The sequence below is a fragment of the Clostridium sp. DSM 17811 genome, from assembly GCF_018861905.1.
Taxonomy (GTDB): Bacteria; Bacillota; Clostridia; order Clostridiales; family Clostridiaceae; genus Clostridium_AD; species Clostridium_AD frigoriphilum.
Genome location: NZ_JAHLDU010000009.1, coordinates 1 through 16,961, shown reverse-complemented (window position 1 = coordinate 16,961; position 16,961 = coordinate 1). Strand labels below are relative to the sequence as shown.

Genomic DNA, 16,961 nt, shown 5'->3' with positions numbered 1-16,961 from the left:
CCTTTTTTGTTTGAAATGCTGGGGTCATTTAAATATATGAAAAAGCATGTACATTATTTGAATTTTATGATAAATTGAAAGCAGGATAACACAATATATTAGGAGGGATTTTAATGTTAAAGGAAAGACTTAACAAAGTTTTGAAAATTATGGCAAAAGAAAAAATACCTCAAATGATAGTTTCTGATCCTGCAGCTATATTCTATCTTACAGGGAAATGGATTTTATCTGGAGAGAGAATGCTTGTGCTCTATATTAATTTAGATGGACAAAATAAATTGTTTATTAATGAGTTATTCCCTATAAATGAAGATTTAGGGGTAGAAAAAATATGGTTCAATGATACTCAGAGTCCAGTAGAAATTCTTGCAAAAAATATTGATAAAGATGCGCCAATGGGTATAGATAAAAATTGGCCAGCTCATTTCTTAATAAAACTAATGAAGCTCAAAGGCGGTAGTACATTTGTTAATGGATCTGAGATTTTAGATAGGGTAAGAATGTGTAAGGATGAGAATGAAAAAGATTTAATGAGAGCAGCGTCAAAACTAAATGATACTGCTGTTGATAAAATGATAAAACTTATTCCTAAAAAATATTCTGAAAAAAAGATGGGAAAGTTACTTTCAGATATATGGGATGATATGGGCACTCAGGGACATTCGTTTGATCCAATTATAGGTTATGGTGCAAATGCTGCTGACCCTCATCATGAAATGGATGAGTCAAAAGTTAAAGAAGGTGACAGTATAGTTATTGACATCGGATGCAAAAAAGATTCATATTGCTCAGATATGACTAGGACTGTTTTTTATAAAACAGTATCAGACCACAGTAGAGAAGTTTACAATATTGTTAAGGAAGCAAATAAAAGAGGAATTGAGAAAGTTAAAGAGGGAGTTAGATTTTGTGATATCGATGCTGCAGCTAGAGACTATATTACAGAAAAAGGTTATGGAAAATATTTTACTCATAGGTTAGGACATTCAATAGGAATAGAAGTACATGACTTTGGAGATGTTTCTGCTGCGAACACTGATAAAGTTCAGGTCGGACAAATTTTCTCTATTGAACCAGGTATTTACCTTCCAGGTGACGTAGGAGTTCGTATTGAAGATTTAGTAATAGTTACCAAGGATGGTTGTGAGGTATTAAACCATTATACAAAAGACTTAATTATTGTAGAATAGGGCAAAATATATTTATAATTTTTTATTGGAGGAATAAGTATGTTAAATATAGGTTGTCATTTATCAGTATCTAAAGGTTATAAGGCTATGGGGGAAGATGCTCTTAGCATAGGAGCAAATACATTCCAGTTTTTCACTAGAAATCCCAGAGGTAGTAAAGCAAAAGAAATTGATCCAAGTGATGTAGCAGCGCTTCTCGAAATACTAAAAGAAAACAAATTTGCTACAATTCTAGCACATGCTCCATACACATTAAATGCATGCTCTGCTGATGCGAAAACAAGAGATTTTGCGGTAATGATTATGGAAGATGATTTAAAAAGAATGGAATTTTTCCCAAACAGCTTTTATAATTTCCATCCGGGGAGTCATGTAAAACAAGGTACGCAGATTGGAATAGAGTATATTATAAATATGCTAAATTCTATACTAAAGCCAGAACAAACAACTACTGTACTTCTTGAAACAATGGCTGGTAAAGGAACGGAAATAGGTAGGACTTTTGAGGAATTAAAACAAATACTTGATGGAGTTACATTACATGGGAAAATGGGAGTATGTTTTGATACATGCCATGTATATGATGCTGGTTATGACATAGTTAATAATCTAGATGGGGTCATAAATGAATTTGACAAAATTATAGGTCTTGATAAATTATATGCAATTCATTTAAATGATAGCAAAAATCCATTTGAAAGTCATAAAGATCGTCATGAAACAATAGGCGAAGGATCTATCGGAATAGAGGCGATTACTAGAATTATTAATCATCCAAAGTTGCGCCACTTACCATTTTATTTAGAAACTCCTAATGAATTAGAAGGCCATGCAAAAGAAATTAAGATGTTAAGAGAAGTTTACATAGACTAATAATGTAGAAAATTTAAAATAAAATACACTTATTTACTTAAGAAAATGTTAAGTAAATAAGTGTATTTTTTATAAGTGTATCTTTAACTTATCCCAAATTTCTGAGAAATTTTCAAATTCTATAAAATCTTTATTTTTTTCTTTTAAAAGATTTACTAATTTCCCTTTAGCAAAAACAACATCTGCTTCTAATGCAGGTTTAAGATCGGGAGTACTATCTCCAGCATAAAATACTTTTTTGTAATTAACTTTTAACTTTTTTAATACAATTAATTTATCAATGCCATATAAGTCTGAGTAAAATTCATCATGTTCATCTAAATCAAAGTGAATTCCATTGTCTTTGAAAACACTTTTATTTGCATAAACATCTACTCCTTCTATATGGTTTTTTTCAAGTACCTTATCTATGTAATAATTTGTTCCTGCACTTATAATAATAAAATCTCCACCAGCATCTTTAACCTTATCAATAAAAGCAATAGCTGTAGGATCAAAGGCAATATTTAAAATATCTTCGAGAAGCTCTTCTTCGTTTCTATTAACGTTATTAAAAACATAGTTCAAATATTCTCTATCCTTCATTTCTCCATTTTTCCAAGATTTAAATATGGGTGAAAGTTCTTCTTTATAGTATGTATCAGATAATATTTTATAAAAATCTTTTTTAGTAAGGGTTCCATCAAAATCGGATATAAATGCAAAATCTTTCATTTTATTAATCTCCTCGTAAGTTTATTGTAGAGTTAGTTTGCTTGATTTCAATAGTAGTATAACAGAAAAATAAAGATATGTAATGTTTTTTGGTTTTCAAAATCCAATATATTACATTAAATTTGTATTATTATCAATTTTAAATAGGCTACTAAGAAAAACGGTCAATAATCGACTTAGAACTACGAGGCTCGCATACAGTTTGTCTTAATGAACTTTAATGAATACAAGAACATTTTAAGCGAGCTATTATTTGGCTTTAGTAAAAAGATAATTGGGATTATAATCTCTATAGACTTAAGAAACAGGCTTTGAAGGGCGATTGGTATAGGCGAGCAAATGGGTTAGGCATTTTTTAGAAAATAGTAAGTAATTAAGATATTACGTAGCAGACGTCCTAATTAGCTTAAATGAGGTTTCAGAAGTAGCGAATAATACAGCTTCGCAGGTGATAATTTATGAGGAGAGATAGAAATGAAAGATATGTTAAAAAAATCAGTGTTTTAACTGTGCTGCTCTTTGTTTTATGTGGTTTAATATATCCTCTAGCTATGACTGGAATAAGCCAAGTGTTATTTAACAAAAAGGCTAATTTAGATATAGCAAATATATTAAAAAGCAAAGGCACACTTTAAAAAGGAAAAAATCTATTATATAATGTAATTATTTCAGTACAATCTTAGATTTATGTGAACAATAAAATTAATGAGGTAGGTGAATAATATGAAAAAGGTTTTGGTAATAGATGATACAAAAAATATAAGAATGTTATTAACCACATGTCTTGAACTAAAAGGTTATAAAGTTCTTACTGCGGATTCTGGTAAATCAGCTATAGATATATTAAAAGAAGAAAAGCAAAGTATTGATATAATATTTTTAGATATAAGAATGCCGGAAATGAGCGGAACAGAGGTTTTAAAGATAATTCGCGATATGGGTTTTAATTGTCCCGTTATTATTATGACCGCATTTGCTACGGTAAAAAATGCTGTTGATTGCACAAAACTTGGAGCCGCAGCTTACCTTCAGAAACCATTTTCGCCAGATAGAGTTACTTCTGTTTTAGAAGAAATCTTTACTTCAAATGAAAACCTTGATAAAAGTTTTGTTGAAAGTTCAAAAGATTTAGAAGAAGAAGAGGTATTAATAGTAAAATCAAAGAAGTTGCTTGAAGAGGGAGAATTTGAAGAAGCACATAATACTTTAAAAATAGTACTCGGAATAAACCCTTATAATAAAGAAATTTATAATTTAATAAGTGAGGTAAATAAGAACTTAAATAAATTTGATGAAGCAGAATTATTTAATAATATTTATGAACTATTTAATGATTCACATATTTAAACATAATATAATGATTATATAGAAATTATATTGATAATGAAAATATGTTTAGGATGTGATAGTAGGTGGAGGCTTATGAAAAAGAAAGCTAACCGCATTAAGAGAACTTACTTTAAGAGAAGTTGCAAATGAAGTGGATGAAAAACTTGTAATAATATAACCCAGATAATTATAGGCCCATCTGCTAGAACTAGATTTCATGAGATTTTAAGGGGTTCAATTGTTAGAACGATAATGAGAGATACCAAATATATTGATGTGCTTGTGGTTGCAGATCCCGTTCACTAGAATACAATTAAAAGGTATATTGAATTTTACGAGGGGGTGTGTTTTATTAAAACATTAAAAAGCAAAATTGTAATTATTAATGTGTTTTTAGTTTTAGTTATAGTAATGATTGGACTGCTCTCAAGCTTTAACATATACAGAGTAGGTGGAAAGATAGATGGATTAATAACAAACAATTACAAGAGTATTGATGCTTCAACTAAAATGACTGAGGTTATTGAAACTCAGGATAAGACAATTCTTAGATATATTGCTTTTGAAAATAAAAGTACAATAGATATTATTTATAATAACAATGAAGAATTTTATAAGTGGCTTAATGTTGCAAAAACTAATATAACTGAAGTTGGTGAAGCTAATAATACTAATAAAATAAGTGAGGACTATCTTCTGTTTGTTAAATCTTTCTCAAAATTTCACGAATATAAAACTTCTCACACAAGCCAGGAAAATATAAAATTCTACAATTCTAAAATTTATCCTTCTGTAGTTAAGGTTAAAGCCGATTTAGGAATTTTAGCAAAACTGAATGAGAAAGCTATGTTTAAAGGGAGGGATAATGCAAAAAGTAATGCATTAAATGCAATGCATTTTATATTATTAATTTCCTCCATAGCTGCAATTATAGGATTAATAATATCGCTTATATTTACAAATAAGTCTTTAAAACCTATATATCTACTTACTGAGACTATAAAATCAGTTAAACAAGGAGAAATTAATAAACAAGCACCTGTGATAAATGAGGATGAAATTGGAATGCTTGCAATGGAATTTAATAATATGACAAATAGGCTTTACGAATTTGAGCAGAGTACTACCGGGAAGTTACTTTCAGAGAGAAATAAATCTATTGCAATTGTAAAAAGTATAACAGATCCATTAATAGTACTTGATGCTAGTTATAAAATTCAATTATTAAATGAGTCTTGTGAAAACATTTTCGGAGTATTAGAACAAAATGTGATTAATAGTCATTTTTTAGAGACCATTAGAAATATGGAATTATATGATTATATTTTTTGTGTGGTAGACAATAAGGTTCCGATTACTGAAAAGATAATAAGCCTTAAGGTAAATGATAGAACTTGTTTTTTTAATATTATAGTAACTGTAGTTTATGATAAAGAAAATAAAATTAATGCTATAGTGGTACTTTTAAAAAATATAACAGAATATAAGGAGCTTGAAAAAGTGCGTACAGATTTTATAGCTACAATTTCTCATGAATTTAAAACTCCACTTACATCTATTATGATGGGTGTAGGCTTAATACTTGAGAAAAATGTAGGAGTCATAAATCAAAAACAGGAAGAGCTTTTAGATACTATAAAAGAAGAGACTGAAAAGCTTACAGATCTAGTTAGTGATCTTCTAAGACTTTCAAAGATACAGTCGGATCAGGCAGTATATAATATAAAAGCATATTCGATAGCTGAGATTGCAAGTGACTGTGTTAAAAATTATGAGGTCCAGGCAAAAAACATAGGAATTACTTTATATAATAGTGTAGAAGTTGATTTACCTAATGTAATTGTAGATAAAGAGAAAATAACTTGGGTATTAAATAATCTAGTTTCTAATGCTATTAAATATACTCATTCTGGTGGAAAAATAACTATAGGTGCATTTATAGATGGAGAAAAAATGAAAGTTTTTGTTAAAGACAACGGTAAAGGAATTCCTAGAGAATATCATGAGAAAATATTTGAAAAGTTTGTTAAGATAAGTGCCTATGATACAGAATTTTTGAGTTCGGGGATTGGGCTTTCTATAGCAAAGGGTATTGTAGAAGCACATGATGGAACAATTTATTGTGAAAGTGAAGTTGACAAAGGGAGTAATTTTATATTTACGTTACCTATGGAGAAATAAAATTTTCAAATAGGAAGTGAAATAATTACATTCTAAATATTAATAAACTAACAAATTATTTTATAATAAACAATGAGTTATATTTGAGTTTGTTAAATAGTATTATGTAAATATAAAATATAAAGAAAAATAGGGAGAAATTTGCTGCACGTATAGACTAATATGTAATATTAGCTAAAAAAATGTAGAAAATCATAATAATATCGAATTAGCTGTAGATATTTTAGCTAAAGAATGGTATTATTTCTATAATAGGTAAAATAAATAAATGATTGAAAATTTTTCAAAATGAAAATAACATTTTAAAAATAACAGATGGAGCGGTTAGTAAAAAGGGGAATGGGTACTTAAATGAACAATTTAGTTGTAAATGATCTAATTAAAGAAAATAGATACAATTCTAATATAAGTTATATATTGGAACAAGAATACCTTTTTTTCGAAACTGGATATAAGGTGTTACAGAATCAAGAGAAAAATGGATTTATAAAATGTGTTAAAGTTTCACATAATGGAAAAACAAAGTTAGTTTATGATATTTCGAAATATAAAAGCCTTAAGTCATTATTACACCAGCTTACACCGGAAAATTTTTTATCAATAGTATCTAGAGTGCTCAATATTGTATCAGAAGTTAAACATAATGGGTTTATGCAGTGTGAGAACGTTGAGGTGAATTTAGATAAAATTTTTATTGATAGCAATAATTTGAATGTTTTTTTTATATACCTTCCAGTTAACACACATACGAGCTTAAGTAGCATTGGAATATTTGAGAGAGAACTTAAGAAAAATTTAGCAGAAGCAATTTCTGAAAATAATAATCTAAATAAAGAAATGGTATATGGACTTTATAATGATCTTCAAAATGAGAATTATCGATTAGATGAAATTAAAGAAAATATGAAGAAAAATATTATTATAAGAGATCCAATGAAGAATGAATTTGGTAATCAAAGTGGAGAGGCACCATCAGAAGGTAGTAAGAAGCTACCTATAAATTCATTGCATACAGGACAAGGAAGTGAATCACTAGCACCTGGAGATGATAATTTTGAGGACAGAGAAATTGAAAATATAAAGGTTATAGATACGGATAAGGCTCAACCTAGACTTAAACTTATGCATAAACTTAAACCTAAAACCAAAACTAAAAATATTAAACCAAAAGCTAATGATAGAAAGATACACTTAATAAAGCCACCTATATTAATTATTATTCAAATTTGTACAGTGCTCATTTGTGTAGGAATAATACTTAGTTTTAATTATAAGTCTAAAACATCTATGATTTCAATTGCTGTAATATTAGTTATTGATTTAATAACATCAATACTGATTTATATTTTTGTTTTGAAAAAAAAGAAAAAGGTGCAGGCACCAAGTAATATGGATTTCAAGCCAATATATGAAGGCGGAGCTACTGAAGTATTAGACGGCATATTCGTACCTTCTATTTCGCTAACAGGAATTGGGACAAAAGAAAACACAAAGATTGTTATTAGTAAACCTGAATTTATCATAGGTAAAAACCCTGAAGCTGTTGATGGAGTTATTCAATTTAATAAAACAATAAGCAGGGTTCATTGCAAGGTATCCTACATTAATAATTCTTATGTGATTGAGGACCTTGAAAGTTCTAACGGAACTTATGTTAATTTAGTTAAACTACAAAAGGGGCAACGGGTTCAAATACAAATTGGAGATAAAGTAAGATTGTCAAACAGTGACTTTATGGTTAAAACTGCTAAATGACTTAGGCAGGGTTTAACGCGAGAGGAATGACAAATATCACATGGGCAATTTTAAAATTAATTCTTTTGGAATATCAGATAAGGGAATAGTAAAAGCAGTTAACCAAGATAGTTTTGTATACAAAGTAGTTGAAGTTCAGGACGCTCATGCAGGATTATTTGCTGTGGCAGATGGAGTGGGAGGGCTAAAGGACGGAGAGATATCCAGTGCAATAGCGATTTCAAATTTTAATAAATGGTGGAATTGTGATTTTAGAAACTTTTATAATGATACGGGAAAATTGATACCATCTTTAATTGAATGTTTTACTAAATGTAACGAAGAGATTATGAGCTATTCAAGATTAAAAAATGTTAGAACCGCTACGACGTTATCTGTTTTATTTATTCATAAGAATATCTATTATATTGTACATATAGGTGACAGTAGAATTTATAAAGTAACAAGGAAAATTGAAAGATTAACTATAGATCATTCTTGTCTTGTGGATAAGACAATAAACGGAAAAATATATAAGCAGAGCGCTTTGACAGAATGTTTAGGAAATAGAGCCGAAATTAATTATTACTGTGCAACAGGCAAAATTTCAAAAAATGATATTTTTATGGTGTGTAGTGATGGAATTTATAAGACCATTGGAGAAAATGAAATTTTGGAAATGGTTAGCAAACAAAAGATGGATTTAGAAAAGGCATGTGAAAGTATAATAAATGAAGTTAAAGATCGTGGTGAAACAGACAATATTACCTTAATTCTTGCTAGAATCAGCAAGTAAATGATACTTATATGTTCAGTATATTATGGAAGGAAAGTGTTTTTTCATGAGCAAATTGGTTGTAGTGTTAGCGGATACAGACGAAAAATATTTAATGCCACTAGAATTAAAATTTATTAAGGAGTTTGGAGATAAAGCAAATATAGAAGTTATATCAGATAAAGAGTATTTTAAATCTTATTTTAATTCACTTAAGAAGATAGACATATTGATTATACATGAGACATTATATACACGTGACCTTGAAAAACACTCTATTGAAAACTTATTTATACTAACGGAATCAAATGATGTTAATAGTACTCAAGATATGAGTATTAATAAAATATATAAGTATACAAGTGTTAAGGAGATTTTTAATGAGATTATGAGTAATCCCTCACCAAAGTTGTTAAGAAGAATTAATCAGAAGGAAGATACTAAAGTAGTAATGGTGTATTCACCTTCAGGAGGTTCTGGTAAAACTATTGTGGCACTAGGTATAAGTGCAGCAATTGCAAAGTGTCATAAACATGTGTTATACATAAATACAGAAACCTTGCAGCGATATAATTTTATGTTGAAAAATAAAGAATTTTGTCCACATAGCTTTGAAAAACGTATTATACAGCGAGAGGAAAATATTACTCAGTATTTATCTTCAGCGGTTGGAGTGGAAATGTTTGATTATTTATTACCATTTAAGCAGTCTATATCTTCTTTAAATATTAATATGGAGCATTATAAGCGTTTAATAGAAGCTGTTAGAGAAGCAGGACAATATGATTATGTAGTGGTAGATTGTTCATCAGATTTTACGGGCGAAAAAACGATGATGATGAGTTATTGTGATAGGGTTATGATAATAACAGGTCAGGATGCGGTATCTGTTTCTAAGTTAGACAGTTTACTTGAAAACATTGATTGCTCTGATAATAATAAATATATGTTTATTTGTAATAAGTATTCTGGACAATTAGTTAATTGGCTTATAAGTAGTAACTTAAATAATAAGTGTACAATAAGTGAATATATAGAATGTTTTGAACTTGATTATGCAAGCTTTGACCTTGAATTTTTGGCTATGAATAAACATTTTCAAAAGCTAGCCTATACGCTCATTTGATTGGGGGAGATTTGATATGGATAAAATTGTTGTAGTTATATATATTCATAAAAGTGGTAAAAAATTTGATGTTGAAATACCATTGGATATAACAGCAAAGGACCTTGTGGTTTCTTTGAATCAGGCTTTTAATTTAGGAATAGATGTAAGTAGTATCACTGAGTGTTATCTAAAGACTGAAAATCCGATAGCTTTGCTCAAAGGTAATACTAAATTGAAAGATTATAAACTTAGAAACGGTACAGTAATAAATATTACTGTGTAGGGGGAGAAAAGTAGTGCTTAAGGATACTAAATATAAGATAATAATTTTCGGGAAAAATATTTACCGCGAATATGAGCTATCAAATTCAGAAGAAGATTTAATTAACGTAGGAACTACAAAAAACTGTCAGCTCAGATTTAATAAAGATAATTTCTTTGGTGAATTCGAGTTTAATCTAGTTAGGACTAATGATGGTTGGCAGTTAAACGGAGGGGATAGCGTTTATTTTACTGTAGATGGTGTAATGAAAATATATTCAAAGGATTTATCTCATGGTGATGAAATTATTGTCAAGAACCAGAATTCCAACGGTGAAATATTCAGGATTAATTTTTTTATTGATTTCGGGTTGGTAGAAAAAAATTATGAACGTATTATAGATATTGGTGAAGTACAGTCTATAACAATTGGCGGAACTGATAGGTGCAATATTTATATTTGTGATACGCTTCTTGAAAGTGACACCATTACCCTAAGTTTAAAAGACAATAAGTATTACATTACAGATAATAATACAAAGTATGGTGTTTATATAAATGGAACAAAGATAGATGAATATTCACAAATTTTGGATTATGACTTTTTTGAGCTTGTAGGATACAGCTTTTATTTAAAGGATAAGCACCTATATACATCTAGAAATGAGAATTTAATAGTTGATAAACTAAACTATATGGATGCTGTCGAACAGAAAAGTGCATTTAAGTATCCAAAGTTTAATAGAAGTACAAGAGTAAAGTATGTAATACCCTCAGAAGAAATTGAAGTATTGCAGCCAATAACAAAACCACAAAAACCAAAGAAAAACATTATAGTAACATTGCTACCTGCCCTCGCTATGTTAGCACTTGTTGTTATGCTTAGAGGATCAATGGGTGGTGGAGGTTCGTTTATTATATACAGTGCTGCAACAATGAGCATTGGAGTTTTAGTGTCTATTATTACATTTATGACGGATGGAAAAAGTTATAAGAAGTCTATTATTGAACGTAAGGAAAAATACCTGGAATACATAGAAGAAAAAGAAAAAGAAATTCAGGGCAAACGTAGTAATGAACAGAGAATTTTAGAAAAAGTATATAGATCTATTGATGATGATATTACCACAATAAAAGATTTTGGTAAGGATCTCTTTGAAAGAGATTTAAATGATGAGGACTTCATGTTTGTAAGACTTGGAACAGGTATAAATGAAGCAAATTGCAAAATAAAATATACTAAGCAAGAATTTAAAAACACTGATGATGAATTAGTGTCAATGCCAGAAAAGATAGAAAAAAAGTATCGATTTATTGCGAATTCACCAATAATATCAAAGTTCTCAAAATCCAATACAATTGGTATTGTAGGTAAGCGTGATCAATTATATGATATTTTAAAAACTATTACATTGGACATTACAACTAGGCAATTTTATAAAGATGTAAAGCTATTTTACATGTTTAAAGAAGAGGACCATGAAAAGTTTGCATGGTTAAGATGGCTTAAAAATGTTAATAACGAAGATGAAGACAATAGCATTAGAAATTTAATGTATGACGAAGAAAGTAGAAATTACATATTAGAGAATCTATTTATAGAACTCTCTAAAAGAGAAGCTGGATTATCAAGGAGAAGCAATGACCAGATAGAAACTAGTTATGTTATTTTTGTTTTTGATAAGAAGGGTATTGAAAAACATCCGGTATCTAAGTATATAGAAACATGTAATAAGTACAACTTTACTTTTGTGTTCTTTGAAGAATATGAAGAACTTCTTCCCAAGGGATGTAGCGAAATAATAAGGCTTGATAATAGTAGTACTGGTTGTTTATTACAAAGTGATAATGGAGATTATGTTTCAAAGTTTGAATATTCTAAGATACCAGACAAAACAATGGAAGATGCTATTTTGAAGTTAACTGCAGTATCAGTTGATGCAGTTAGTTTAGAAAGCGAACTAACTAAAAATATATCACTCTTTGAATTACTTAACATTTTGTCAGTGGATGATCTTGATTTAAACACTAGATGGTCAGAATCAAGGGTTTATAAAAGCATGGCTGCGCCACTAGGAGTTAGAACTAAAAATCAGATAGTATATTTAGACCTTAACGAAAAACATCATGGACCACATGGACTTGTTGCAGGTACTACAGGTTCAGGTAAGAGTGAAATACTTCAAACATATATATTATCAATGGCAACACTTTTTCATCCCTATGAAGTTGGATTTATGATTATTGATTTCAAAGGTGGCGGAATGGCCAATCAATTTAGGGAATTACCACATTTGATAGGTTCAATTACAAATATTGATGGTAGAGAGATAGATAGGTCACTTCTATCGATAAAGGCGGAACTACGCCGTAGACAGGAGATGTTTTCAAGGTATGATGTAAATCATATTGATGCATACATAAAGCTTTATAGGGATGGAAAGGCAACAGATCCAATACCTCATTTAATAATAATTGTAGATGAATTTGCAGAACTCAAAAGTGAGTATCCAGAATTTATGAAGGAGTTAATAAGTACGGCAAGAATAGGTAGAAGTTTGGGTGTTCATTTAATACTTGCAACTCAAAAGCCATCTGGAGTAGTAGATAACCAGATTTGGAGTAACTCTAAGTTTAAATTATGTCTTAAAGTTCAAACTAAAGAGGATAGTAACGAAGTAATCAAAACACCGCTAGCTGCTGAAATTGTTGAACCAGGTAGGGCATATCTGCAAGTCGGTAACAATGAAATATTTGAACTTTTCCAATCTGCCTACAGTGGAGCAAAAGCAATAGTAGCAGATGGTGGAAATAGTAATGTTTTTGAATTAAATAAACTAAATTTATGGGGTAAGAAACAGTTAATATACTCTAATAAAAAGACTGATGAGGACAAAAATGTAAAGACTCAATTGCAAGCTGTTATTGAATATGTAAATAATTATTGCAAAGTTGATAACATTAAAAAATTAGCAGGTATTTGCCAACCTCCATTAGAGAATGTAATTTATCTAGATATATTAAAATCTTGTGTAATAGACATTGTGACAGGTATAATGGCGACGGTTGGGCTGTATGATGATCCAGAACAACAATTACAAACTGAATTAAATATTAATTTATCAGATAGTAATACCTTTATTATCGGTTCATCACAATCAGGAAAGACAACGATACTTCAGACAATGATATATTCAATTATGGATAATTATACACCGCTTGAAGTAAATATTTATGTAATAGATTGTGGAAATATGGCAATGAAGGTGTTTGAAAACTCAAACCATATAGGTGGTATTGTATTACCAGCTGAGGAAGAACGAATAAGTAATTTGTTTAGAATGCTTCATAATGAGATTGATATTAGAAAAACCTTTTTCTCAAATAATAGTGTTGGAACATTTGAGGCATATAAAGAAGCAGGATTTAAGAATTTACCACAAATACTCTTCGTAATTGACAATATTTCTGCATTTAGGGAATATTATCCTTTATATGATGATGAATTATTAAATTTATCACGTGAAGGACAAAGTGTGGGAATTAATATAATTACAACAGCAACACAAACTAATGCAATGGGATATAAGACGCTTGCCAATTTTGGTACTAGAATTGCATATACTTGTAATGACAAAGGTGAGTATTCTAACATTTTTGAAAGATGTAGGATTCAACCAAAGGATACTCCCGGACGAGCTCTATACATGATGGATAAGCATATTGTAGAATTCCAGACTGCATTATGCGTAAAGGGTGATAAGGAAATAATTAGAGCAGAAAAATTGAAGGCATTTGTAGAGGATAACAAAGCTAAGTATGCGATGCAGAAAGCAAGACAAATTCCTGAGGTTCCAGAAATACTTAAGGGTAGTGAGGTATTTGAAAGTAATAGAGCTCAGTTTGCTAGCCCATATGAAATTCCTATTGGTATTGATTATTCAACAGTAGCATTTAATCATATAAACTTATTAACAATAGGAATGCTCGCTATTATGGGAAGAGAAAAGAGTGGGAAAACAAACTTTATTAAACACCTTATGACAACTATAAATAAAACTATTTTCAATAATTTGACAGAAGCATATGTTTTCGATAGCATGAAGCGTCAACTTGAAAGTGTTAAGGATTTTGGTTATGTTAAACAATATACAATTGATACAGCTGACATAGCAGGAATGATTGATAACATTATAGAAAAACTTGAAAATAGACAAAGTGATTTAATACAGCGAAGAGGTACAAAACCTGAGAGTGAACTTCTAAAAGAATATCCATTAATTTTACTAGTTATAGAGAATTCTAGCTTTATTGAGGAAACAGCGAAAGATAAAGAGCTTTATGATAAGTTTTCAAAAATGACGAAACAGTTAAAGAACTTAAAAGTTGCTGTTATATTTACAAATTTGGATAACGCAGCAGTAGCATATGGTACTCCAGAAATAGTTAAACAAATAAAAGAAAATAAGAAGGTAATCGTATTTGATGATGTAGTTAACTTAAAGTTTGTTGATATAGAATTTAAACAGCAGAAAGAATTTAGCAAACCAATAAAACCTGGTGATGGATATTTATGTTTTGGAGGCGAAGTTGAAAAAATCAAAACAATACTTAATGAGTAGGGGGTTAATAAATGATAGGAGATACAGGCAGTGTAAAAAAAATAGATACAAAAAATTTCCAGGAGGCTATTAATGGGTTTGAAAAAGCAGTGAAAACTTACAGAGTAGCCAGAGAAAGGGTATTTGATTCAACAGAAAAATTATTATTTGATTGGGAGGGAAAAGGCAAGAATTCTTTTGAGAAGCAGTATGGTAGACTTAAAACTCAGCTTAAGGATGAAGAGGATAATTTATTTACAATAAAAGAGGATTTGCAAGATTGTATGAAATCTTATGTGGATTGGGATACTCAGTTAGCAGGTCAACTAAAGCCTAAGGCAGCAGTTCCTCAAAAACCGTACACTCCTCCTGTTTTAGGAGGTAACAATAAGCCGTTTACAGGGAATAATAATAACCAGTTTAATGGTGGTAGTAATAATCCGTTTACTGGGAATAGCACTAATCCATTTAATAGTGGTAACGGAGGTGGCGGTGCATTTTAAAGCTAAGGGGCATAAATGTAGGAAAATAGGAGGAGAGAATTATAGATAAGAAGGAAATTCACAGGGAATTAATAAGGTATAAAAGGTCTTTGGTACAAGATAGTTTTCTAATTGACAATATTAATGGTGAAACACTTAGGTTACACGAATTTTTTATAAGTAGTGTTAAAAGTGATAATTTAGGAAATACAATTGAAAGAATAACTAACTTAAAGGAAGGATCACTTGAGAGTGATGCTAATGTCATAAGTGCTCAGAATAATATTCAATATGAGATTGACGCTGTCCAAAGGGAAATTGAACAAGAGGCAGCAGAAAAAAAAGCGATTAGAGATGCTAAAATAGCGTCTGTAAAAGCTAGTATATTAGAAGCTAAAGCTAATGTTCAAAAGGAAATTGCTGAGGTTGAAAAGAACGTTAAAGATGGAAATGGACAAGCGGTAGATGCGCTAAAGGCAGCTGCTGATGCCAAAATAGAGAGCATGAAAGCTAATATTTTATCAATGGGGCAATAGTGTAAATACATAGGTGTAATATATTATAAATATAGGAGGAAATCATGAGTGTAATGGTTATTGATTATGGCGCAATTAGTGATGCGACTTCAACTGCTACTAGATTGGCAGATATATTTGAAAGTAAAAAAGAAAATTTTGAACATTTAGTTAGTAATATTAAATTGGTACCTACATCGCGGAGCAATCTTGCAAATGCTAATGAGTGTATAAATAAAAAGAATATACAGTATCAATCTAAAATTGATAAACTTAATTTATTTGGTACAAAAATGAGCCAATTTTCTCAAAAGGCTCAAAAAACAGATCAGCGTGTTGCTAGCCGTATAACTACAGATACAAAAGCGTTTGAAAAAGAAAAAGGGATTAAGGTTAGTAGACTTGCTGTTATTCTTGACGCGGTAAAGACTGATGGTATTTCTATATTATCAAATGTTATCTTAGGTGGAAAGGGATTAAGCCAAAAGGAAATAAGAAGTCTTAAAGATGGGATTAAAGATTGGTATAGGCAGGGTGGAAATAGGTATTTGATAGGAGTTGCAAAAGATGTTCTTGCAGTGGTTGCGATTGTTGCTGTAGTTTTACTTGCTATGCCAACTGGGGGGCTTTCCTTAGCGGCGCTAGGCCCATTGCTTGGAGCTACACTTGGAGCTCAATTATGTACAGGGTTTGAGTTGTTTAAGGGAGCTAGTTCTATGGGGTATGATATAGCCGCATTAGCTAACTACAAGAGCACAGGCAATGCTACAGGGTCAAGGTGGTTGGACAAAAAAGGTGGTTCAGATGTTTTGGCAGTTGCGGGTGGTGGATTAGGATATGCTGGTGGATATCTATTTGGTGGAGAAGAGGGTGCTAATGCTGGCAAGAAGGGAGGAGAAAAATACGGAAAAATAACTTTTTCTACTTTGTCAGTTGCAACATTAGCATACGGAGCTGTTAAAACACCACTAGGGTTAAGTAAAGATTTTAAAGCACTTAAAAAGATGGGTATGTATAAAGAATTAAGCAATGTGGGTCTTATGAAAAAAGTTGCTCAGAAAAAAATATTTTGTAAAGATCTTAAAGCCGGGTTTGGAGCAGCAGGTATTGATAAGAATTTTAGTATTTCAAAACTTATATCTCCTAAATTTGGATCTAGCAATAAATTTAAATTTAATGCTGCTGTAAATGTCACTAG

Annotated in this window: 14 protein-coding genes; 13 read left to right on the top strand and 1 reads right to left on the bottom strand. The window is 30.3% G+C overall.

Annotated elements, in window-relative coordinates:
- Nucleotides 1–113 precede the first annotated feature (113 nt).
- The gene (locus tag KPL44_RS12560) at nt 114–1,190 is read left to right on the top strand and encodes a M24 family metallopeptidase (protein ID WP_216250738.1); all 1,077 of its coding nucleotides are present in this window, start codon (nt 114–116) and stop codon (nt 1,188–1,190) included.
- Nucleotides 1,191–1,229: 39 nt separating this feature from the next.
- Nucleotides 1,230–2,063 carry a deoxyribonuclease IV gene (locus KPL44_RS12555; protein ID WP_216250734.1) on the top strand — a complete coding sequence of 278 codons (834 nt, stop codon included), beginning with the start codon at nt 1,230–1,232 and terminating at the stop codon, nt 2,061–2,063.
- A gap of 69 nt (nt 2,064–2,132) precedes the next feature.
- Here KPL44_RS12555 and KPL44_RS12550 read toward each other — a convergent pair whose 3' ends face one another.
- The gene (locus KPL44_RS12550; protein WP_216250732.1) at nt 2,133–2,777 is read right to left on the bottom strand and encodes an MtnX-like HAD-IB family phosphatase; all 645 of its coding nucleotides are present in this window, start codon (nt 2,775–2,777) and stop codon (nt 2,133–2,135) included.
- A 458-nt stretch (nt 2,778–3,235) separates the two neighbouring features.
- On the opposite strand from KPL44_RS12550, the gene KPL44_RS12545 reads away from it, so the two are divergent.
- From KPL44_RS12545 to KPL44_RS12495, 11 genes are all read left to right on the top strand, one after another.
- A complete protein-coding gene (locus KPL44_RS12545) occupies nt 3,236–3,412 on the top strand; it encodes a potassium-transporting ATPase subunit C (protein ID WP_216250729.1) in 177 nt (58 codons plus the stop codon).
- 88 nt (nt 3,413–3,500) lie between these two features.
- Nucleotides 3,501–4,124: a response regulator gene (locus tag KPL44_RS12540; protein ID WP_216250726.1), complete on the top strand. Its 624-nt coding sequence runs from the start codon at nt 3,501–3,503 to the stop codon at nt 4,122–4,124.
- A 324-nt stretch (nt 4,125–4,448) separates the two neighbouring features.
- Complete coding sequence (locus tag KPL44_RS12535) at nt 4,449–6,287, top strand: ATP-binding protein (RefSeq protein WP_216250723.1); 1,839 nt, start codon at nt 4,449–4,451, stop codon at nt 6,285–6,287.
- A 351-nt stretch (nt 6,288–6,638) separates the two neighbouring features.
- Nucleotides 6,639–8,042, top strand: a complete 1,404-nt coding sequence (locus tag KPL44_RS12530) for an FHA domain-containing protein (protein ID WP_216250720.1) — start codon at nt 6,639–6,641, stop codon at nt 8,040–8,042.
- Nucleotides 8,043–8,082: 40 nt separating this feature from the next.
- On the top strand, nt 8,083–8,817 hold the full coding sequence (locus KPL44_RS12525) for a PP2C family protein-serine/threonine phosphatase (protein WP_216250716.1): 735 nt from the start codon (nt 8,083–8,085) through the stop codon (nt 8,815–8,817).
- A 25-nt stretch (nt 8,818–8,842) separates the two neighbouring features.
- Nucleotides 8,843–9,922, top strand: a complete 1,080-nt coding sequence (locus tag KPL44_RS12520; protein WP_216250712.1) for an AAA family ATPase — start codon at nt 8,843–8,845, stop codon at nt 9,920–9,922.
- A gap of 16 nt (nt 9,923–9,938) precedes the next feature.
- The gene (locus tag KPL44_RS12515) at nt 9,939–10,187 is read left to right on the top strand and encodes an EsaB/YukD family protein (RefSeq protein WP_216250709.1); all 249 of its coding nucleotides are present in this window, start codon (nt 9,939–9,941) and stop codon (nt 10,185–10,187) included.
- A gap of 13 nt (nt 10,188–10,200) precedes the next feature.
- Nucleotides 10,201–14,787, top strand: coding sequence for a type VII secretion protein EssC (gene essC, locus KPL44_RS12510; protein WP_216250706.1), 4,587 nt, complete (start codon nt 10,201–10,203; stop codon nt 14,785–14,787).
- Between the two features lie 11 nt (nt 14,788–14,798).
- Nucleotides 14,799–15,269 carry a WXG100 family type VII secretion target gene (locus KPL44_RS12505; RefSeq protein ID WP_216250703.1) on the top strand — a complete coding sequence of 157 codons (471 nt, stop codon included), beginning with the start codon at nt 14,799–14,801 and terminating at the stop codon, nt 15,267–15,269.
- A gap of 89 nt (nt 15,270–15,358) precedes the next feature.
- The gene (locus KPL44_RS12500; RefSeq protein WP_216250700.1) at nt 15,359–15,784 is read left to right on the top strand and encodes a hypothetical protein; all 426 of its coding nucleotides are present in this window, start codon (nt 15,359–15,361) and stop codon (nt 15,782–15,784) included.
- 44 nt (nt 15,785–15,828) lie between these two features.
- Nucleotides 15,829–16,961, top strand: a 1,133-nt coding sequence (locus tag KPL44_RS12495; protein ID WP_216250697.1) for a hypothetical protein, incomplete at its 3' end; no start/stop codon positions are given.